We start from the raw sequence: 20,247 nt of genomic DNA on the forward strand, positions 1-20,247 counted from the left end.
TTACCGGTTCAACAGGCTTAAGTATCCTGACAATATGTTTCATAACCTTGTCAAGACGATGATTGCGGCCGGACCAATATTTCTGCAAAAATCATGGGTTGCTTAAACGCCTTATTCTATTTAATAGTTAACAGAATACATTCTGCCAATTCGGTAATTCCATAAAATTCGAGTTCAGATAAATCCACTTGCATAATTATCCTATATTTGCGCCAACATTGTTTCCGTAGTTCAATGGATAGAATAATGGTCTCCGAAGCCGTTGATATGAGTTCGAATCTCATCGGAAGCACTACAAATGCCTCGCTTAGCATAGCGGGGCGTTTTGTTTTTTAACACACCTGTTTTTAACATCCGCAGAAACATTTACAGCTTAGCTTTGTAGCTATAATATTAAAACTTAAACACTATGGACAACGCATCAATCAACTACCTGCACGTACCGGCATTAACCGTAAAGGCCGATAACGGCAGAGAACTGGAAGTTTATTTCGAATTGATGAACGCAGCGCTACTAAACCGGAGCGATACCGTAGTTTACGCCATCTACCGAGGCAATAAGAAAGATGACAGCATTTTTAACCACCTCAGCATCCCCGGCGAAATTGGCGATAACATTCCGGGCCTGGATAACATCAATCTTAAGGATTATATGGGAGAGATAAATCTGGCCGGGAACGACGGATGGGAATATGAGGGGGATAAACTATCTAAAGCCGAGCAGCAACAAATTGCCGATCATTTAAGGATCAGCAACAATTAAAGCCTTTTTATAGATTGTTGGGCACTTTTTGGTGCACAGGCCGCTTGATCGTATTCTTTTTGAATCCGAAAAATGCAGCTAAAATCAGCCCTAATTTAAGCGCGATGTTTAAGTTCAGCGTACCTAAACCAATGCATGCGCCCATGATGAAACCAACAAAGGCCGATTTGTAAGAAAAGTTTTTTGCGAGAAATAGCATAACATTGTTTAGGTTGATTGATACGTTAAATTTAGTTTTTAAATAAAACATATCAAAGCCTAAACAACGGACCTGCGTATTAAGCGCTGGCTACCAACCTGCTTACGCTACGGTAAACATAGTTATTGAAGATATGCCTGCGGGCAAAGCGGCCCGGCGAATCGGCATTCACTAGTTTTACATAAATGGCACGGGGTACGTCGAAATACTCGTACTCGGCACCGTCTAAAAACTTAACGGTTAAAACCTGCGATTTGTACTCGTAGTCGGCTATGTTGGATGAGGTAGTGGTTAGGGTATAGTCGGCGATAGTTTGGTTGCGCGTTTCGGGTGCAATGCTCACCAGAAAATGGTAGGCTTCGATAATCGTCTTGCTTTTTTCTTCGGCCGCTTCCTTTTCCTCGGCACTATGCTGAAATTTATCAGGGTGCCAGGTTTTCATCATGCTGCGGTAAATGGTTTTCAGCTCCTGCAATTCTGCAGCTTCGGTAACGCCTAATAACTTCCTGTAATCAACTATCTTTTTCATGCTTGCGCCGTTTTTTTATTTTATTATTGATAATGAGGCAGATAAAAACCGGCGCTATTTTCCCAATAACGGCGCAAAGGTACGGTTTTTAACCCCGTTGCGCAAGGAAGCTCCAATTATTGTTCATATTGAAAGCCGCTTCAACAAAATTTAAATTACAATATGTAAACTTTGCTAACGTTTTATATTTTTACGGAAATCCTTATTTAACATGAAACTATTAAGATCATCCCTCTTCGTAGCCGCTATTTTAGGCGGTTTTGTTCTTTTCCCGGCTTGTAAAGCTAAAAAAGCAGTAGTAGCAGCACCGGCACCAGCTCCCGCCCCTGTGGTAGAAGCACCAAAACCGGCACCAGCACCTGCACCCGCTCCGGCCCCCGCTCCTGCGCCTGCCCCACCCGATTATAATTTCAGCAACATACAGTTCGAATTTAACTCGGGCATATTGCGTACCGATGCTTACCCTATTTTGGATAAAGCCGTGGCAGAAATGAAAAAAGACCTGTCGGTGAAATTCGTACTGAATGGTAACGCATCTGCCGAAGGCACAGCGGAGCATAACCTGGAGCTTTCTAAAGAGCGCGCTACAGCCGTGAAACTTTACCTGACCAACAGCGGCATCAGCGCTGATAACCTAACCGTAAAAGGCTGGGGCGAAAGCAAACCAATTGCCGATAACAAAACCGAAGCCGGTCGCGTTTTGAACCGCCGCGTAGAAATCAAGCAACAATAATTCTGCGTATTTAACATTTAGCAGAAAGCCTCAAGCCTAAAAACCTTGAGGCTTTCTTGTTGAAGCGCTCTGCGAAAAAAAATTATTGATTATACCAGCTATCGGGACTCAAGTTCCTTGTAACGATGTTTAAGCATCTTCATCATGTAAACGTTAATATCCCACTGATTGGCAACCGGCATTTTAGAATAGGGCAAAGCGGGCATATACGGATCCGGGCCAAACTCCGGCGTAATTGTTAACAAATCTGCCCCCTTGTTTAGCCGGTATTTCACTATATCATCCCACCAGTTAAGGTGGGCGGCTACTTCTGCTTTCCATTCATCAGCACGCGGATCAGATACCTGTGCCGACTGGCTGTTCCCCACCCTTGCATGGATATGTACCGTTCGGCTGATGGCAATTTCCATTGCTTCCTGCTGCTGTTCCAGCAGGCTTTCTGATACATTGCACCAGTGCGAAAAGTCGGCCGTGATCACCGCTTCGGGGTTATTGGCCAATAAATCCTTTGCAATATGAGCGGCGAATAAAGCTTTGTTGCGATGTGTTTCATGCGCGATGATAACCCCTGTATCGTCGCTTACCTTTTGCGCCACGGCAAAAAGTTCCCGGTTTTGATCCTCTGTAAAATAATCCTTACCGGTTTGCGCATCTATTAAAACCGGGTTTAGTGCAGCCAGGTGCCGTAAATGCGTTTGGTAACTTTGTTTATGCAAACCGAAATCCTGTTCAAACGATTGGTAATATTGCCCAATATATAGCAAGCCGTACTTTTCAAGAGCTGCCATCATCTCCGTTTCTTCTTCTTTATCGCCCGATAACGGAGATTCTACACCATCAAAACCGGCCTCTTTTCCCAATTTACAAAACGATTCCCAGGACTGGTGCGAACCCCATCGCGGGCAAAAAAATTTGATCTGCATGTTTAATTTTAATTAGTGTGTTTGATAAACTCCTCTTTTTTAGTCCACCTACTGCGCAATCACCGGCCCTTGCCGTTAGCGCAATGTAAGAGCATACCCCGCTTTTAATTTGCCATTTTACTATTGGCCGCCTTCGGGTGAGGTACTTCGGCGGCTCAACTCGCCGGTTGTTTTATCTTTAAGGATGAGAATAGTTGCGCCCGAAGGCAATATTTCTTCTTTAATCAAATAATGTTCTTCGTCGTAACTATTAAAGATTGCAGCCGGGGCACCGTCCTGCTCTCCGCGCCACTCCTCTAATTGTACTTTTTCCCAACGGCCTGATTGAGCAGATGCGTAAGCGGCATCGATAACCGCATTTACCACATAGCCATCGTAGAAGCTCTCCTGTGGTTCGCGGTTATTTTCTATTGATTCAAACATATCGGTAAACATATTGGTGTAGCCCAGTTCGTGCACCTCATCCCCCACGGGAAACAACCAGCCCGAACTGCTTTCGGCTTTTTCGGCCACGTAGCCACCACTTTTACCGGTACTGAACATTTCGAACCCGGTTCGTAAAAAATTATTGATCCAAAGCGTGCCTTCTGTTCCCTGCACCTCGTCGCGCAGGTCCATGCCGCCTCTAAAGCACCAGCTTACTTCAAACTGGCCAATAGCGCCATTAGCATATTTAACCAGCCCGATGGCGTTATCCTCCGCCTCTATCGGGTGTACCTGCGTAGCGGCCCAGCACATTACCTCCACCGGCTTTATTTCTTTACCAATGTAATTACGTGCAATCTCAATACAATGGCAGCCCAGGTCCACTATAGCGCCACCTCCCGATAGTTCTTTATTCCAAAACCAATTACTATGCGGCCCGGGGTGCGCCTCGCGAGATTTTGCCCATAATATACGACCAAGACTCCCGGCTTTTATACTTTGTAAGGATTTTAAAAACTTGGGCGAGTAGCAAAGGTCTTCCAGGTAACCGCCCATAATGCCGGCAGCTGTTACCAGATCGAGCATTTGTTTTGCTTCTGCGGCAGTGCGGCCAAGCGGTTTGGTGCATAGTACCGGTTTACCCGCCTTTGCGCAGGCGGTTACAGCAGCAAGATGCAGATCGTTAGACAAGGCAATAATTACCACATCTACCTCCACGTGGGTAACGGCCTCATCCAGGTTGTTGCTAAAATGAGGCACCTTGTATTCGGTTGCCAGTGTTTCGGCGCGTTCAATACTGCGCGAGTAAATAAGGGTTACAACGTCTTTACGGCGCTGGCTTATCAGGGATTCGGCATAGAACCGGGCAATAAAGCCCGATCCTAATATGGCTATTCTCATTTGGTTTGGTTATTGGTTAAGTGTTAAAAATATCAAATTTGGTCCAGCCAAAAGTATTTCTGATGTATTGCACACATACAAATCAGCTGTTGGGCATACACCTCTATAAACGCCTCTCCTGTTAAATACCCGGAGGCGCTAAAACACTTCTTCTGTTAAAATTTTTCGTGTTTTAGGTATTAACCTCCTGCTCCCACCCGGTCTCTTTAAGCGCGGGGTCGTTTTCTTTTTTTAGAAAATCTGCTTTAGACAGTGATTCAGCTTCCCATTGCAGTATCGCGTCATCGGGTACTACATCAACAGGCGTGCGCCATGATGTGGATGTTTCGTTGTAGGCGAGATTAGATTGCAGACTGTAGCAGGAAATAATTGACCAGCGGGGATGATCTGACAAATTAGCTTCTGACCGGTGCAACAGGTTACTGTGAAAAAATAGTGCATCACCGGGTTGCAAATCGGTGTACACCAATTCCATGGTTTTTAGAGCGTTATTTACCATCTGCATGTCTGCGCCTACTTGTTCTCCGGAAAACCCGTGGTTTACACGGCCAATTTTGTGAGAGCCTTTGATCACCTGCAGGCAACCATTCTCTTTATTGGCGGGCGTTAGTGCTACCATTACGCTGATGAGTTCGTCCGGAAACATAAACTGGTTCTTATACCAGTAACCATAATCCTGGTGCCACTCCCAGGCGCCGCCTACTTTTGGCTCCTTTTGCATCAATTTAGAATGGAAATGGCAAACCCTGGCCTTATCGCCCAGCAACTGCTGTACCGCGGTTATGATCTTTTGGCTGCGGGTTAAATACCCAAACACATCGTTGCCCGATGTAAACCATAGGGATAATTTACTCTTCTTTCCGGATTGATCATTTACGTCAAGCGCGTTGTTGCGCATAGCATGATCATTTATGGCTGTTTGATAAAGCTTATCAACTTCCCGGGTAGTGCAAAAACCTTTTACTACGAGATACCCCTGCTCATGGTAAAGTGATATCTGCTCCGGACTTAATTTAGTGTTTAACATATACCTGGTTTTAATATGAGCCAAGATACCCGGCTGCTAACACATGCGCTACGTTTTTTATGTTGTAAACCGATACTTTTATAACATTGATTTTTAAAAAGCAATAATAACACGCATAATTGAGTTATGAAACCAGTATTGGAATACTTGCCCGGGAATTCGGGAGAATCGTTCGTTACCAAATTTTTCGATTATAATTATTACCCAACACCCTGGCATTTTCACCCCGAGTATGAACTTGTGCTGGTAACCGAAAGCACGGGTAAGCGATATATAGGCGACCAGATAAGCGATTTCAGGCCCGGCGACCTGGCTTTAATTGGCCCTTACCTGCCGCATACTTATAAAAACGATCCGCAATATTTTGAAGCACTTTCTACATTAAGGGCAAAATCAATTGTTGTTCATTTTAAAGAAGATTCCTTCAGCGAAAACTTTTTTACGTTGCCCGAGGCGCAAAAAATTGCCGCATTATTAGCCCGGTCTGTTAAAGGGCTGGCCGTAAAAGGCAAAACGAACGGGGCAATCAGCGAAAAAATGCATATGCTGATTGATGCACAAGGTTTAACACGCTGGCTATTACTTTTAGATATTTTGAACGTCCTCTCGGAAAGTAAGGATTTGGTGTATATCTGCAAGGGAATAATAACCGGGCAAAATCAGATGGAGACGATGAGGATGAATAAAATAATCGACTTTGTGATTAAGAATTTTAACAGGGAAATATTGCTTTCGGAAGCATCAGATCTGGCTAATATGACTCAAAATTCATTTTCCCGTTACTTTAGCCAACGTACCAGGAAATCGTTTACCAGTTTTGTAAACGAAGTGAGGCTTAGTCAGGCAAGTAAACTTTTGATCGAAACTGCTAAAAGCGTAACGGAAATATGTTTGGCCTGCGGCTTTAATAATTTATCAAACTTTAACAGGCAGTTTAAACAGATTTACCACATAAACCCTGTGAAGTTTAGAAAATCGTTCATCAATCAGTAATTGATCGTATTCCATTATACAAACATCAAAGATTAACTGGCCAAACCGAAAGACTGATTTATTATTATAAGAACAACAAGAGGCTGTATCATAAATACATTTTAGGCATTTTAATCGAAATTAAATTTGGCTTTGTGTTCTTTGCGTTTCTCCATTTGCGGCCTTTGCGGTAAAATTCTACAAAGATTGGCATATAGTTTAGCACAAAAGGCACAAAGCCTATTTTGACTGAATTTAGTTTTTGTTGTTTAACGCTGGTTTATGATACAGACTCTTATTCCTTTGTTTAACTTAAAGCACGTACCGCATACTCGTGGCAAATTTCCACCTCAATTACCGCATCCGAGCCGAAATCTGCAAAGTTTTCAAAGTGCTACCGCAACAAATTGAGCGTGGCGAGTAGTGAATAAAGGGTAAAAACCTGCATGTAAACAATAACTATCACTTTAAATTTAACTTTTCGATAAATGAATGCAGAATTTACAAGCTACACCAATCTATTATCATACCTTTACCCACTGTACATGGAAGAAAGAAAATATTTAACTACCTGGAAAAGGTATATCCCCGTTATCCGCTTGCATTTAAAACGAAGCCTTACCGAAGAGCAGAGCTTTAAATTAAACATAACCGATTTCGAATCGGCGGGCGACCGCGGCAAGTCTGGCTATACCTTTAACCTAACCATGGAGAATGGTAAGGTTACAAATAACGTCAGCGGATCTGCAGTAGCACGTGACCTTTACGAGGCGCTTAAAGACGATGAAACCATCAAAGCCTTTTTGCAGGACAGGCATGTGAAGATGTCGGTTGGCAAATCTTTTGTGCTGAGCATCAAAACAACACACATTTCTGCCTATAAATAAACGGGGGCAGCTTTGTCAACTTTTTCAAAGTTGACAAAGCTTGAAACTATTGCAGTGTACTCACCGCAGGTTGCTACACTAAACCCAGCGATAGGAATTGCAGTGAAAAAACCCGCAGCGAAGGGCTGGGTTGCGCGGCAGCGCGAGGATTTTCAACGGAAAGCCCGGCCTGCCTGTCGGCAGACAGGGCCGAAGGTATCGCCCAAAAAAACCTCACCACATCGTCTTTGCGAGGTGCGGCGTGGGATAAAGCGCGGTGGGGCGACGAAGCAATCCTCAATAAGCAGAGCCGCTATACAAGTCCGATTTGCTTGCCGAGGATTATTGATATTTCAATTTTTCTTTAAGGTATCAATGTGCTTCCTTCGGTCGGTTGTCCACGCTATCGTTAGCAACGACGTGTTGAAGAGGCATCCACCTCACTCCCCTTTCTTCTCATCAAAATTATATCTGTTCATCAGCTTTAAAAGCACCCCATTTGTCCAGCCGAAGCCGTCTTGCAGGGGGTATTCGCCTCCGCCTGCCGTTAGGTTGGTATCAACCACATTATATTTCTCCAGCAGCTTGCCGGTTTGTTTAAACACACGGATATTGAGGTTCATCCAGCGGGCGGCGATGTCTCTGGCCAGTTCGTGGTGGTTGTAGTTCTCCAGCCCGTCAATTGCCATATACTGCAGGGGTGCCCAGCCGTTGGGCGCATCCCATTGCTGGCCGCTGAAGTTGAGGGTGGTAACCAGGCCGCCCGGTTTCAGGAAGTTGGCCTTCAGGCCGTCGGCAATCTTTTTAGCTTGTACAGCTGTAGCAATCTTAAATTCCAGCGGGAACACTGCTGCGAGTGTTGGTATGGCGTTGCGCTTGTTAGTTGTCCAGTTATAATCATTGAACCAGTCGTTCTTCTCGTCCCAAAAATATTTCAGGATAGTTTTTTTGCGTGCGGCTGCTTTACTTAAATAGAGCATAAACTGAATTTTATTACCCTTTGCCTGGTAACTACGGGCAATGGTCAGCTCCATATTGTACATGAGGCAGTTGAGATCTACAGGCACCAGATCGGCAGTTTGTATGGTGCCGATTTTAGCAGGATCGGTAAACCAGCGGCTGCTGAAATCCCATCCCGATGCTGCTGCTGCACGGATATGGTGATAAAAATCTGGCAGTGCCTGCGTGGTAGTTTTAGCGGCATCCACATCTTTGATGTATGATTCCTCGCGCGGCTGGTCGCTTTCGTCCCAATAGCGGTTCAGTATGCTGCCGTCTGGCATGCGTACGGCGCGATGTGCAGCCTGGCCCTTGGCAAGCGTGGCAGATTCCAGCATCCAGTAGTTATATTCTTTGATCAACTGCGGCTGGTACTTCATTAATACGCTGGTACCTTTGCTTTTGGCCAGCAGGTTCACCATCATGGCGAAGAACGGCGGCTGCGAACGGGTGAGGTAATAGGCACGGTTGCCGTTGGGGATAAAACCGTAAGTATCTATCAGGTAAGCAAAGTTATCGATCATGTTTTCGATCACATTTTCCTGGTGGCTCTGCTGCAGGCCCAGCATGGTAAAGTAACTGTCCCAATAATATATTTCGCGGAAACGCCCGCCCGGTACGATGTACGGATTAGGCAAGGCGGCTAATGAAGATAGCTTCGAGCCGGCATCTGGCTTGCGCTGCAGCACCTGCCAAAGGGTATCGATATGCTTGCGGATGCCATCCTCGATATTGGTTTGAAAGGCATGGGTAGGCGAAGCAGGCGGCGTAAAGTTTGACAGTAGGAACTCCTTCAGATCGAACCCGGTCTTGCCCTTTTGTTCGTTGTACGATTTCATGATCTGGCTGGGCTCGAATTTCGGCGTACAGTCTACAAAGGTTTTATTATCGGGGAAGATATCCGACGATTGTACCGCTTCGAACAAACCGGGGAACAACTGGCGCGGCGTTTTTTGTTGAGCGTGCGCATAGGTGGTAACCAATACCAAAGCAATTACGAAGATTTTCCTGAACATAGTATAGCCGTTTATAATGGTAATAACGAGCTATAAATTTAGGATATTATGCACTAACCACAAGGGTGCAAATCAAATTGCCAAAATTGATAAAGCCTCCTCTAAATCTCCTCTGGTAGGGGAGACTTTAAAGAAATTTTAAAGCCCTCCCTGCCGGGGAGGGTTGGGTGGGGCTCCTTCGTGGCCGGTAATTTTTGCGGGCTCGTTCAGATCCAGGAAATAGCAGGTAACTCTATAGATGATGTAAACAAACAGCGGAGCCGCCAACACATCAATGGTGTAGTGGATGTGCTGTATCAGCAATAAAACGATTACCGCAATCATGGCAAAAAAGCTGACGATCTTATCGCTACGCTTGTTTACGCATAAAAACACCAGCATCATGGTAGAGGTATGGCCACTGTAAAAAAGATCTTTGGTAATTACTGCGTTTCCGTAAAAGATACCCGTAATTGGGTCAATAAGGTGTACCATGCCGTGTGGAGGATCGAGCGCGAAGATGGTAATGGTGATCATGCGCGAAAGATTCACGAAGAACAGCGTCCAGGCGTATTTGATGTAGATGTTGGGGTCGTACAAGGCACGCGATACAATGAGCACACCCATGCTCCAGATAATGGCAAAAATAAGTAGCGATACATTGTAAGCCGGTAGGTAAGCAAGCACCCAATCGTTCAGCACAACACCATCGCGTTTCTCTATCTGCCCGAAAAAGAAAGGCATTGAGGATAATATGACAATGGTAAGGATAGACGCCAACAATATTTTAGAGCGGGTTTCCGGCGTTTGCAGGGCTTCAACCCAAATTTCTTTTATTGTACGGTTATTATTTTCAGGCACTATCTACTACAATATTAATCAGGGCTGCAAAGTTAAAAAATCGCGCGAATATTAAACCAGCGTTATCTTATTATTAGATTAAGATAACTTAAGGCCGGTTTTGCCGCTTTGTCGCACAAAATTTCCGGCTCAGGTTTTTTATCTGTACCTTAAAGGCACATTAACGATTGGCTTTGGAAAACACAGATTCAAAACAACTGAAGCGGGTGCTAAAACCCCTGCATTTATGGGCGATAGCGGTGGGGTTAGTTATCAGCGGCGAATACTTCGGCTGGAACTTCGGCTGGAACGTATCGGGCACCGTAGGTTTCCTCATCGCCACGGTAATTGTTACGGTAATGTACGTTACTTTTATTTTCAGTTATACCGAACTCACCACTTCTATCCCCCACGCGGGCGGCGCCTTTGCTTATGCCTATCGCGCCATGGGGCCTTTTGGCGGTCTGATTGCCGGGTACGCCACCCTGGTAGATTTTTTGATTGCCACGCCGGCCATCGCGTTTTCGCTGGGCGGGTACCTGCACTTTTTGCACCCCGCCATCGGCGTAATCCCATCGGCCATGGCCTTTAATGCTATTTTTATAATACTCAATATTTACGGCGTAAAGGAGTCGGCCACATTTTCGGTGTTCATTACCATTTTGGCGGTTATTGAGTTGTTGCTTTTTATGGGCGTGGTTGGCCCGCATTTCAAAATGGACAATTTTTTAACTGATGCCATGCCCTTCGGTTGGAGCGGCGTTTTTGCGGCACTACCATTTGCAGTATGGTTTTATCTAGCCATCGAAGGCGTAGCCATGGTTGCCGAAGAGGTGGATAACCCCAGGCGAAACATCCCCCGGGGCTACATTTACGCATTGGGCACGCTGGTTATTTTGGCCTTTGGTGTAATGATACTCACCGGTGGCGTTGCCGACTGGCACAAGCTAAGCAGTATTGCCTACCCCCTGCCCGAGGCCATTAGCCTGGTGCTGGGCAAAGGCAGCGGACTCACACAGCTTTTTGCCAGCATAGGTCTGTTCGGGCTTATTGCATCCATACATGGCACAATCATCGCATCGTCGCGGCAGGTGTATGCTATGGCGCGTAGCGGTTATTTACCAAGGCCGCTGGCCAACGTGAGCGAGCGTTTTAAAACGCCGCATTGGGCCATTATTGCGGGCGGTGCAATCAGTTTTGCTGCTTTGTATATCTACCAAAAACAGCTGGACCAGATCATCATTCTATCAGTATTGGGAGCAGTAACCATGTACATGATGAGCATGATCAGCCTGTTTGTAATTCGTCATAAGGAGCCTAAGTTGGAGCGGCCCTTCGCCGCCATATTTTACCCGGTTTTCCCGGCGATAGCTTTGCTTATTGCTGTTATCTGCCTCATTGCCATCGTTTACTATAACCTACAGCTAAGCCTGATATTCTTCGCGGGACTGGCTATTGCCCTTGCCATTTTTATGCTGATGGGCAAACACAAAACCAAAATTATGGACGATGAAATGCTATATGCCAGTTAGCAGTAGGCAGTTTGCAGTGGCCGGTTTGCAGTTTGCAGCATTTAAAACAACCACTCAAACTCACCCAATTAACCACTCACCATCCATCACTCACTAAATGCCCTACCAGCACACCATCCTCGGTAAAGTTTACAGGTTCGATAGCCTGCGGGTGCTACTGGCCAAAGCTTCGCCGCATCGCACCGGCGATGTGCTGGCCGGCTTAAGCGCAGGCAGTTACGAGGAACGCGTTGCCGCGCAGATAACTTTGTCGGACGTAATGCTGACCGATTTCCTGAACGAGGCGATTGTCCCATATGAGGACGATGAGGTAACCCGGTTGATTATGGATAGCCATGATGCCGCCGGCTTTAAAACTATCAGCCACCTTACGGTAGGCGGCCTGCGCGATTGGCTATTGCTGAACGAGACCGATACCACTGTACTGGATAGCGTAGCAGATGCCCTCACACCCGAAATGGCCGCCGCCGTGTCGAAAATCATGCGTAACCAAGACCTTATCGCGGTAGCAAAAAAATGCGAGGTGGTAACTCGATTCCGCAACACTATCGGTCTAAAAGGTCATTTTGCTACCCGCCTGCAACCCAACCACCCTACCGACGACCCGCGCGGCATTGCCGCAAGCCTGTTAGAGGGACTGCTATACGGCAGCGGCGATGCCTGCATCGGCATAAACCCGGCTACCGATAGCCCTGCCGCCGTGCTGAAAATAGTGATGCTGATAGACCAACTGCGGCAGCAGTTCGATATCCCTACGCAATCCTGCGTACTGAGCCACATTACCACTACGCTGGAATTGGTCAATAAAGGTGCCCCTATCGACCTGTGTTTTCAGTCCATCGCCGGTACCGAGAAGGCAAACACCAGCTTCGGTATCAATTTAAACTTATTGGAGGAAGCCTACTCGGCGACCATGTCGCTCAACCGCAGCACGGTTGGCCAAAACGTAATGTACTTCGAAACCGGGCAAGGCAGCTGCCTATCGGCCAACGCCCATTTCGGGGTAGACCAGCAAACTTGCGAAGCCCGGGCTTATGCCGTCGCCAAAAAATTCAAGCCGCTGCTGGTAAATTCGGTTGTGGGTTTTATCGGTCCCGAATATTTGTACGATGGCAAGCAGATTACCCGCGCCGCATTGGAGGACCATTTTTGCGGCAAATTGCTTGGGCTACCTATGGGCATGGACGTTTGCTACACCAACCACGCGGAGGCCGACCAGGATGATATGGATAACCTGCTTACCCTGCTGGGCGTAGCGGGTTGCAATTTTATCATGGGCATCCCTGGGTCCGATGATATCATGTTGAATTACCAGAGCACGTCTTTTCATGATGCGCTTTACCTGCGAAAGGTGTTGGGCCTTAAGCCCGCGCCCGAGTTTGAAGCCTGGCTGATTCGGCAAGGCATTACCGATGCTGATGGCAACCCCAATAAGGGCGGGCCCGAGGCATTCCTAAACAAAACGAAATCGTTGTGGCTAAAATAGTAAAGCATACCCCCAACCCTACCGAGCCTTTGAGTTTTTTGAAGGAGTTTACGCAAGCGCGTATAGCCTTGGGCAGTACAGGCAGTAGCATCCCAACCAAACCGTCTTTGGAGTTTAAGCTGGCGCATGCCCACGCCCGCGATGCCGTGTATTCGGTGATGGATACGGAAGCCCTGGCCGACGAGCTGGAACAATTTCATCTCCCTGTGCTGCAATTGCATAGCCGGGCTACCAGTCGCGAACAATACCTTCAACGGCCAGATTTGGGTCGCCTGCTGGATGAGCTTTCCGTAAACCGCCTGGCCGACCAGCTGGAAAACGACGGCATCGTACTCATACTCGGCGATGGCCTATCCGCAACCGCCATCAACCAAAACGCGCTGGACTTATTAAAACTACTGATGCCCAAACTGCAGTCCGCCAAACTGAAACTGGCGCCGCTTTGCCTGGTAGAACAGGCGCGGGTAGCCATTGCGGATGGCATTGCAGCGGAACTGGGCGCTTCGCTTTCGGTAATACTGATTGGCGAGCGACCGGGTTTAAGCGCTGCAGATAGCATGGGTGCTTACCTCACCTATATGCCAAGGCCGGGCCTTACCGATGATTCTCGCAATTGCATCTCCAATATCCGCCCCGAAGGACTACCCGTTGCGCAGGCCGCCGATAAATTATTTTACCTGATACAAGAATCGCTCAGCCGCAAATTGTCGGGCGTGGCCCTGAAAGATAATGAGGGGCTTTTGCCGAATGAATAATTATCTCGGGTATATTCCTTGCGGGAGTAAATTATTGTATATTACAACTTTAAATCACCTCGCTTATCATGGCCGCCAAAAGTAATTTACAACAAACCCCCGCCGAGTTTTTACGTACTATTACCATTATCCACCTGGCATTAGCTGTAGGGCAGATACTTTTTGGTCTTGTAGTATTATTGCTTAACAAGCGGATCATTATTAATGTACGCTACACCAACGACCCGCTGGTATTTGCGGTTCCCCTACTGGCGGTGATCAGCTTTTTTTTGAGTAACTTTTTATTCAATAAACTTTTGAGTAGCGGCATTAAAGATGATAGCACCTTAAAACAAAAGCTGTTATGCTACCAAACCTCGCTTATAGTAAGGCTGGCCTTGTTAGAAGGTCCCTCCCTATTTGGTATAGTTGCTTTCTTTATTTCCGGGCAGTTGTTTTTCCTGCTCATATCTGCCGCGTTGGTGGTTTATTTCATCTACATCCGGCCAACCAAGGCTAATATCGAAGAAGTATTGAATCTTAATTATGAAGAAAAAGCAGCGTTTAGCAGTAGCAAGTTATTATCCTGAAGTATGTAGGCAGGTGCCAACCAAACCCATTGCAAAAGCAGATTAGTTCTTCCGCATTTCTGCCTTACGCATCGGCATCACATCAATAATGGCATACAGCTTTTGTAGCGGTAGTAGCTTGTTACTCCGATATTTCTCGCCGCCATCTTTACCGGTAAGCACAATGGTAAAATTATCCTTAACCTGTGCTTTCCTAAAATCGTTGGCATTCGCATCATTGTAAAATATGGTTCGCACCACAACATCACGTTCCAATAAGCCCGCTTTATCCTGATCGAATAACTGTATCTGCTGTTTGTACTGCGGCTCATTATCGCTTTGCGCATAAATGGTCAACACTCTTTTGTTGCTTTGCTGGCCCACGGGCAACAACATCATAACGAATATTAAAAAGTGCATAGCTGGTTTTTTGATAGATAATAAACAAAGATGGCAATTTGTTTAAAACAAATATAGCGCTAGCTTGAAGCACAAAGCCAAATTAATTTTGAGTAAAATACCTAAAAGATATTTATGAAACAGCCTCTTTTTGGGATACCTTTTTCGTTGGCCTTTAAGCCTTTATCACAATAAATAAAATTCAAGGATATTATTTCTTTTTTCACCAAGTACCACAACTGCACAAAATAAAAATCCGTAATTTGTAGCAGACCCCAATTGATACTTATGCATATTAGTCCCTTCCCGCAAAATGAAATGGACAGAATCATCAGCCTGGCCGATTACGACCTCGATTACACCAGTTTCCAGGATACGTTTAAGGACCTGGCCCGTTTAGCTGCCACGGTTGCCGGTACATCTATCTCCCTTGTTAATCTCATCGATTCTTTTACGCAGTGGACGGTTACCAACCATGGGCTGGATCTTGACCAGATGCCCCGAGAAGATTCGGTTTGCCAGTACACCATATCGGTAACTGAACCACATTTTGAAGTGAAGGACCTTACCGGCGACGACCGCTTTAAAGATAAATTCTACGTAGTAGACGAGCCAAAGCTGAAGTACTACTTTGGCATTCCGCTAAAAAACGAAGAAGGCCATAACTTGGGGGCACTTTGTGTGCTAGACAGAGACCTGAAAACCCTATCGCCTGAAAAGATTGAACTGCTGAAGATAATTGCCGATGAAATAGTAAACCGGTTAACTACGCACAAAACGATTACCGGCCTCAAAACCAAACTGCACGAAGCCAACGAAACCAGGAAGAAAGTGGCGCATGATATCCGTGGCCCACTGGGCGGCATTATTGGGCTGGCACAGGTGATAAGCGAGCAAGGGCACGAAAACGAAATAGAAGAAGTACTTGAATTCATTAACCTGATACAGCGCAGCGGTCGTTCATTGCTGGAACTTGCCGACGAAATACTAGGAAATGATGTGCCCAGGGTGAAAGAACTGAAAGCCGATGAATTTAACCTGCTTGTATTTAAAGATAAGCTGGACAAGCTTTACAAGCCGCAGGCGCTCACCAAAAACATTGCCTTCGTCATCAACACCTCGGTAAACTCGGCAACCATTCCCTTCAGCAAAAACAAGCTGCTGCAGATAACAGGCAACCTGATATCCAATGCCATGAAATTTACGCCCGGGAACGGCAAAATAACGGTAGACCTGAGCCTGAAGATAGAAGAAACCCGCAACCTGCTGCAAATAAACGTAACTGATACGGGCGTGGGCCTAAGCCAGGAAGCTATCGATAACATATTGCAAGGCAAAGCTACCTCTACCGACGGTACCAGCGGCGAACAGGGCTACGGCTTCGGTCTGGCGCTGGTGAAGCACCTGGTAGATAGCCTTAAGGGCACTATGCGTATTTATTCGCATCCCGGCCAGGGCGCAAATTTTGAAGTACTATTGCCACAGTCGCAAGCTTAAATACTAAATAAACAAGGGCAGCTAATTAGCCTTTTTGGCGGCTGCCCTTATCTTATCCTGCTCGCGGCTTATCTCCTGCATCGCCTGGGCTAAAAACTGTTTCCCGTCAGCACCTAGAACTGCAACACCGTCACCTCCATCATATTTGTACGTTACTTTGCCTTTGCTATCGTTTTCGGCTTCAATCTTACGACCGTTACGTTCAAATTTCACGTAACCTCCCTTGGATATATAGTCTATCCCGGTTTTATCCTTACTGAAAACCACCTGGCCCGAATATTCTATCCGTTTGGTAGAGCCGTTATCATCCGTTTCGATTACGGTGGTGCTATTTTGCCTGCATGATGTTGTGATGGCCATCAATGCTAACCCCAGCACCACAGCCTGCATTTTTTTATAACTGTTCATATTTGTAATTTTTTATTTAAAACAAAAATAAACATTACATGGTATTATGCAATACATAGTACTAATAAAATACAATATTTATTATAATATACTTATAATCAATAAGATAATTTCTTAAGATTTTCCATAATTACGCTTTAACATATTATCAATCTTAAAAAGTGGTAGTGCTCCATAATTTAAGACGTTCTTTTTTTTAAGATGCGCGATAACGGTTACAATACAACACGCACACTTTCGTGCATTATCGCCGCAACAAAAAAAAGGCCGGGCATCTAATGCCCGGCCTGCACCAATTCCCAACTATATATTAACTATTTAACTGGCAACGTAATTACCTGTTTTTGCAGGTTCCAACCTTCTAACAGCACTGTAGGGGTTTTGCCGCCCAGTTTGGCGATGGGGGCACTAACCGATACGGTAATGCTTTCGTGCGGGGCAAGCGAAAAGTAGTTGCCCGTCCAATAGCTGGGCATCACTTCGTCGCCATTGCTCATCAGTTGCGGGCGCACGAAGAAAGCCACCTTATCAGATGTATTACCGAATGTGATGGTCCATTTATTTTCGCTTGCACCTTTCTCTGCTTTAATCACTTTTGCAGTTACCGTTGCAGCTTTCAGCGTATTCAATGCATTAAAATCGTCGGTAGCCGATAGCCAGTAAACATTATGCGATAGTACTTTTCCGGCGGCATCCTTTAGGTTAAGCACCACGAAACTCATGCCCTTATTGCCGGCCAATACGTCTTTCAGTTGTACCACTTCCTGTACACCTGTTTGGGCGAGGCCTACGTGCGCCACCTTTATCGATTTGATGAGTTTGCTATCTACATCGTAAACATCAGCAGTGGCGGTTAGGCTACCGGTAGCTTTGTGCATGCGGTTGATGACGGCCACACTGCTGTTATCGTAATTATACTGGATGTGTAGTGGCTCGCAAGCGCTTTGCATAGCGTAGTAGCCTGCGTTTGGTTCCAGGTACCAATCGTATATTTGCCATATAACGCTGGGTAGCGCGGCATTCAGCTTCCAAAGCATTACGCCGCCGGTTTCGTTCAGTTTATGACCATCTGCTTCGAAGATACCGCGGTAGCCGTTATCGTTCATCAGCTGCATCTTATCGCTGAACTCAACCATGGTTTTGGGTTGGCCATAGCGACTCACCATTTCGTTGATGTACTTATCGTATCGGCCCGCTCCGGTAGCCGCATCGTGGTAGCCCCAGCTATCGTTCAGCGGGAACGGCAGTTTAGTATCCCAAACCAGGTTGGGGATTATCCTTTTGAGGGTAGTATATGGCGGTTGCGACGGCAGGCCTGTTTCATCCTTAAACACCCAATCCTTACCGGCATTGGCCAACGCGTAATAATCTTTAGGGTCCTTCCATTCGTAGGGACCACCGCTGTACACACCCGATGGCATATCATCCGGCCAGGAGCCTTTCCAACCTTCGGGCAATTTTGCAAAGCCCGATGAACTAGGGATGAACGGGCGCGTGCCATCCAGCGTGATGATATCGTTGCGCATTACATCGTACAGTTCTTTGCGTGCGTGGCCCTCGTTGCCGCCGGTCCAAACCAGCAGACTGGGGTGGTTGCGTATGCGGATGATGGTGCTCTCTACGTTGTTGATGAACACGTTGCCCTCCAGCGGCCAATCGGGCGAGCCTTTGAATTCGCCCTGGGTATCGCCTGTTATCCAAAAATCCGACCATACCATCTGCCCGTACTTATCGGCTGCGTTCCAAAAGGCATCGGGCTCGGTAACACCGCCACCCCAAATACGCACCAAATTCACGTTGGCGTTGCGGCACAGGTGCATTTCATAATCGTATCGTCCCGAATCGCGGTTCACCATCATATCGGGCACCCAGGCCCCTCCTACCAGGTGCACATTCTGGCCGTTTACGAAAAACTTGCGGCGCACAAAACCGTTCACGGTTTCGGCTTTTGAGCTTACCGTGCGTATGCCGAAAACGAATGTAGTATCATCAGAAATAGCCGTTCCGCTGGCGTATTGAAGGCGGATGCGGTATAAATTGGCCCTGCCATAGCCATTTGGCCACCACAATTTTGGCTGTTTGATGATTAATTGGCCGATGTTATCGCCGCTGAGGGCCACCACTTTGCCTGCGTTCGCCGGCACGGTGATACTTTGCGTGAACTGTACCGGTGCACCTGTGAAATTCTCAGGTTTTATACTGATGGTAAGTTTGCCGGTGTTGGCGCTATTACTATGGTTAGATAAGGTTAAGTTTAGCGATAGCTTGGCCACGCTGGTATCGGGTAGTTTGGGCAAATCGGTAACTAATTTTGGTCTGCCGATGGTAACGCCGCCTGTGGTACGCAGGAATACGGGTTGCCATATACCCATGTTACGGTCGCGCACAGGTGGGATCCAATCCCAGCCTGCCGAGCAAAGCATGGTAACATTTTTGCCGATATCGCCGGTTGGCCCCCCGTTTTCGTAGAATGGGCCAAGGGCTTTCAGTTGCTCTTTTGCAGGATAACCGGGATAATCTAACGGGTATATCTTTACAGCCAGCGCATTATCGCCACCAGCTATTATTGCCGCACTCACATCTAAATTATGCTCGGCAAACATACCCGCCATTTGGGTAGAATCGGCTATTTGTTTGCCGTTTACCCATACCGCTGCACGATAATTTATCCCTTTGAATATCAGCTGGAAAAATTTGCCTTTATCTGCCGCCGGCACTTTAAAGGTGGTGCGGTACCAGTAAGGCTTTTTCCAGGGGTTGGGGTCGTTGGGCAGGTGGCTGTATTGCTCCAGGTTGTACTCTTTGTTAAACTGGTCCGATGCATCGGGTATCAGCATATTGTTGAGGCCCTGGTATGGGTCGGTGTAAATCTTATTGGCAACCAGGCCGGTAAGTACCGTAGATGGTACTTTTACCGGGAACCAATACACGCCCGAATGATATTTCGTGCCCGAAAGTTCAGCGCCGTTTTCTTTGATAAGCGAGGAGGATTGTAAATCGAAGTTAGTGAGCTTTACCTGTTTCACCTGCTGGGAAAAAGCGGGTACAGTCAGCAAAGCGTTTAACAGAATGCCGAAAGCGGCTGCGTAGAATAGTTTCTTCATCAGTAATAGTTAACGAAGTAAAACTACGCTCAACGCGGGCGAAAAGAGTGTACTTATTTATCAATTGGTTATACTATTTGGACTGATGCTTGGTGGTGGATGTTTCAACCAAAGGTAGTTTACCGTGAATCTGCGGCTAGGTTTTTTTTAAAATCAAGATATTTTATCCTTCACTTAATAATTGATTTATCGTAAAATGATATGCGTCGATAAAAATATTTTTGTTAGAATAAGGCGCCTGGGTATTGCTAATAATTTTAGTATATTTAACCTATAGATACCAAACAAGCTAAAATTATGTTTCAAGGATTAAATATACTGGAGTTTACTGAGAAATTCTCAACTG

18 protein-coding genes and 1 tRNA gene are annotated in these 20,247 nt (G+C 46.2%); 10 read left to right on the plus strand and 9 right to left on the minus strand.

Annotated elements, in window-relative coordinates; genetic code table 11:
* The first annotated feature begins 220 nt into the window (after positions 1-220).
* Positions 221-292, plus strand: a tRNA-Arg gene (locus E2R66_RS27090).
* A gap of 117 nt (positions 293-409) precedes the next feature.
* Positions 410-763, plus strand: a complete 354-nt coding sequence (locus E2R66_RS27095) for a hypothetical protein (protein ID WP_133236823.1) — start codon at positions 410-412, stop codon at positions 761-763.
* A 278-nt stretch (positions 764-1,041) separates the two neighbouring features.
* Here the strand turns inward: E2R66_RS27095 and E2R66_RS27100 are convergent, their stop codons facing one another.
* On the minus strand, positions 1,042-1,491 hold the full coding sequence (locus E2R66_RS27100) for a KTSC domain-containing protein (RefSeq protein ID WP_133236825.1): 450 nt from the start codon (positions 1,489-1,491) through the stop codon (positions 1,042-1,044).
* Between the two features lie 211 nt (positions 1,492-1,702).
* Between E2R66_RS27100 and E2R66_RS27105 the strand changes: the two genes are divergently transcribed.
* The gene (locus E2R66_RS27105; protein ID WP_133236827.1) at positions 1,703-2,224 is read left to right on the plus strand and encodes an OmpA family protein; all 522 of its coding nucleotides are present in this window, start codon (positions 1,703-1,705) and stop codon (positions 2,222-2,224) included.
* Between the two features lie 98 nt (positions 2,225-2,322).
* Here E2R66_RS27105 and E2R66_RS27110 read toward each other — a convergent pair whose 3' ends face one another.
* The 3 genes from E2R66_RS27110 to E2R66_RS27120 all read right to left on the minus strand — a co-directional run bounded on the left by E2R66_RS27110 (position 2,323) and on the right by E2R66_RS27120 (position 5,500).
* A complete protein-coding gene (locus tag E2R66_RS27110) occupies positions 2,323-3,147 on the minus strand; it encodes a sugar phosphate isomerase/epimerase family protein (RefSeq protein WP_133236829.1) in 825 nt (274 codons plus the stop codon).
* A 120-nt stretch (positions 3,148-3,267) separates the two neighbouring features.
* Positions 3,268-4,473 (minus strand): Gfo/Idh/MocA family protein, encoded by a 1,206-nt coding sequence (locus tag E2R66_RS27115; RefSeq protein ID WP_133236831.1) that lies wholly within the window; start codon positions 4,471-4,473, stop codon positions 3,268-3,270.
* A gap of 172 nt (positions 4,474-4,645) precedes the next feature.
* Positions 4,646-5,500 (minus strand): phytanoyl-CoA dioxygenase family protein, encoded by an 855-nt coding sequence (locus E2R66_RS27120; RefSeq protein ID WP_133236833.1) that lies wholly within the window; start codon positions 5,498-5,500, stop codon positions 4,646-4,648.
* 126 nt (positions 5,501-5,626) lie between these two features.
* Here E2R66_RS27120 and E2R66_RS27125 point away from each other — a divergent pair, with 126 nt between their 5' ends.
* Entirely contained in the window at positions 5,627-6,493 is an 867-nt protein-coding gene (locus tag E2R66_RS27125; protein WP_133236835.1) for an AraC family transcriptional regulator, read from the plus strand.
* A 524-nt stretch (positions 6,494-7,017) separates the two neighbouring features.
* Positions 7,018-7,359, plus strand: a complete 342-nt coding sequence (locus tag E2R66_RS27130; RefSeq protein WP_133236855.1) for a hypothetical protein — start codon at positions 7,018-7,020, stop codon at positions 7,357-7,359.
* A gap of 419 nt (positions 7,360-7,778) precedes the next feature.
* Here the strand turns inward: E2R66_RS27130 and treA are convergent, their stop codons facing one another.
* Both treA and E2R66_RS27140 read right to left on the minus strand, forming a co-directional pair.
* Positions 7,779-9,353, minus strand: coding sequence for an alpha,alpha-trehalase TreA (gene treA / locus E2R66_RS27135; protein ID WP_133236837.1), 1,575 nt, complete (start codon positions 9,351-9,353; stop codon positions 7,779-7,781).
* Positions 9,354-9,491: 138 nt separating this feature from the next.
* Positions 9,492-10,193: a phosphatase PAP2-related protein gene (locus tag E2R66_RS27140; protein ID WP_133236839.1), complete on the minus strand. Its 702-nt coding sequence runs from the start codon at positions 10,191-10,193 to the stop codon at positions 9,492-9,494.
* Positions 10,194-10,366: 173 nt separating this feature from the next.
* On the opposite strand from E2R66_RS27140, the gene eat reads away from it, so the two are divergent.
* The 4 genes from eat (at position 10,367) to E2R66_RS27160 (ending at position 14,514) form a co-directional block, all read left to right on the plus strand.
* Positions 10,367-11,704 carry an ethanolamine permease gene (eat, locus tag E2R66_RS27145; protein ID WP_204986003.1) on the plus strand — a complete coding sequence of 446 codons (1,338 nt, stop codon included), beginning with the start codon at positions 10,367-10,369 and terminating at the stop codon, positions 11,702-11,704.
* A 97-nt stretch (positions 11,705-11,801) separates the two neighbouring features.
* The gene (locus tag E2R66_RS27150) at positions 11,802-13,190 is read left to right on the plus strand and encodes an ethanolamine ammonia-lyase subunit EutB (RefSeq protein ID WP_133236843.1); all 1,389 of its coding nucleotides are present in this window, start codon (positions 11,802-11,804) and stop codon (positions 13,188-13,190) included.
* Entirely contained in the window at positions 13,178-13,945 is a 768-nt protein-coding gene (gene eutC, locus E2R66_RS27155) for an ethanolamine ammonia-lyase subunit EutC (RefSeq protein ID WP_204986004.1), read from the plus strand. The genes E2R66_RS27150 and eutC overlap by 13 nt, the downstream gene beginning before the upstream one ends.
* 68 nt (positions 13,946-14,013) lie before the next feature.
* On the plus strand, positions 14,014-14,514 hold the full coding sequence (locus tag E2R66_RS27160; RefSeq protein WP_133236845.1) for a hypothetical protein: 501 nt from the start codon (positions 14,014-14,016) through the stop codon (positions 14,512-14,514).
* 42 nt (positions 14,515-14,556) lie between these two features.
* On the opposite strand, the gene E2R66_RS27165 is transcribed toward E2R66_RS27160, so the two are convergent.
* Complete coding sequence (locus E2R66_RS27165) at positions 14,557-14,913, minus strand: DUF4174 domain-containing protein (RefSeq protein WP_133236847.1); 357 nt, start codon at positions 14,911-14,913, stop codon at positions 14,557-14,559.
* A gap of 297 nt (positions 14,914-15,210) precedes the next feature.
* On the opposite strand from E2R66_RS27165, the gene E2R66_RS27170 reads away from it, so the two are divergent.
* Complete coding sequence (locus E2R66_RS27170) at positions 15,211-16,389, plus strand: GAF domain-containing sensor histidine kinase (protein ID WP_204986005.1); 1,179 nt, start codon at positions 15,211-15,213, stop codon at positions 16,387-16,389.
* Between the two features lie 21 nt (positions 16,390-16,410).
* Here E2R66_RS27170 and E2R66_RS27175 read toward each other — a convergent pair whose 3' ends face one another.
* Positions 16,411-16,797 (minus strand): hypothetical protein, encoded by a 387-nt coding sequence (locus E2R66_RS27175; RefSeq protein ID WP_133236851.1) that lies wholly within the window; start codon positions 16,795-16,797, stop codon positions 16,411-16,413.
* Positions 16,798-17,111: 314 nt separating this feature from the next.
* A complete protein-coding gene (locus E2R66_RS27180) occupies positions 17,112-19,901 on the minus strand; it encodes a glycoside hydrolase family 2 protein (protein WP_133236853.1) in 2,790 nt (929 codons plus the stop codon).
* Positions 19,902-20,247: the final 346 nt, after the last annotated feature.

It is taken from the genome of Mucilaginibacter psychrotolerans (assembly GCF_004519315.1).
Lineage (GTDB): Bacteria > Bacteroidota > Bacteroidia > Sphingobacteriales > Sphingobacteriaceae > Mucilaginibacter > Mucilaginibacter psychrotolerans.

What these genes read in the sequence shown, in the direction of transcription:
- E2R66_RS27095 (WP_133236823.1), top strand. Translation starts at nt 410, where the DNA reads ATGGACAACGCATCAATCAACTACCTGCACGTACCGGCATTAACCGTA.
- E2R66_RS27100 (WP_133236825.1), bottom strand. Translation starts at nt 1,491, where the DNA reads ATGAAAAAGATAGTTGATTACAGGAAGTTATTAGGCGTTACCGAAGCT.
- E2R66_RS27105 (WP_133236827.1), top strand. Translation starts at nt 1,703, where the DNA reads ATGAAACTATTAAGATCATCCCTCTTCGTAGCCGCTATTTTAGGCGGT.
- E2R66_RS27110 (WP_133236829.1), bottom strand. Translation starts at nt 3,147, where the DNA reads ATGCAGATCAAATTTTTTTGCCCGCGATGGGGTTCGCACCAGTCCTGG.
- E2R66_RS27115 (WP_133236831.1), bottom strand. Translation starts at nt 4,473, where the DNA reads ATGAGAATAGCCATATTAGGATCGGGCTTTATTGCCCGGTTCTATGCC.
- E2R66_RS27120 (WP_133236833.1), bottom strand. Translation starts at nt 5,500, where the DNA reads ATGTTAAACACTAAATTAAGTCCGGAGCAGATATCACTTTACCATGAG.
- E2R66_RS27125 (WP_133236835.1), top strand. Translation starts at nt 5,627, where the DNA reads ATGAAACCAGTATTGGAATACTTGCCCGGGAATTCGGGAGAATCGTTC.
- E2R66_RS27130 (WP_133236855.1), top strand. Translation starts at nt 7,018, where the DNA reads ATGGAAGAAAGAAAATATTTAACTACCTGGAAAAGGTATATCCCCGTT.
- treA (WP_133236837.1), bottom strand. Translation starts at nt 9,353, where the DNA reads ATGTTCAGGAAAATCTTCGTAATTGCTTTGGTATTGGTTACCACCTAT.
- E2R66_RS27150 (WP_133236843.1), top strand. Translation starts at nt 11,802, where the DNA reads ATGCCCTACCAGCACACCATCCTCGGTAAAGTTTACAGGTTCGATAGC.
- E2R66_RS27160 (WP_133236845.1), top strand. Translation starts at nt 14,014, where the DNA reads ATGGCCGCCAAAAGTAATTTACAACAAACCCCCGCCGAGTTTTTACGT.
- E2R66_RS27165 (WP_133236847.1), bottom strand. Translation starts at nt 14,913, where the DNA reads ATGCACTTTTTAATATTCGTTATGATGTTGTTGCCCGTGGGCCAGCAA.
- E2R66_RS27170 (WP_204986005.1), top strand. Translation starts at nt 15,211, where the DNA reads ATGGACAGAATCATCAGCCTGGCCGATTACGACCTCGATTACACCAGT.
- E2R66_RS27175 (WP_133236851.1), bottom strand. Translation starts at nt 16,797, where the DNA reads ATGAACAGTTATAAAAAAATGCAGGCTGTGGTGCTGGGGTTAGCATTG.
- E2R66_RS27180 (WP_133236853.1), bottom strand. Translation starts at nt 19,901, where the DNA reads ATGAAGAAACTATTCTACGCAGCCGCTTTCGGCATTCTGTTAAACGCT.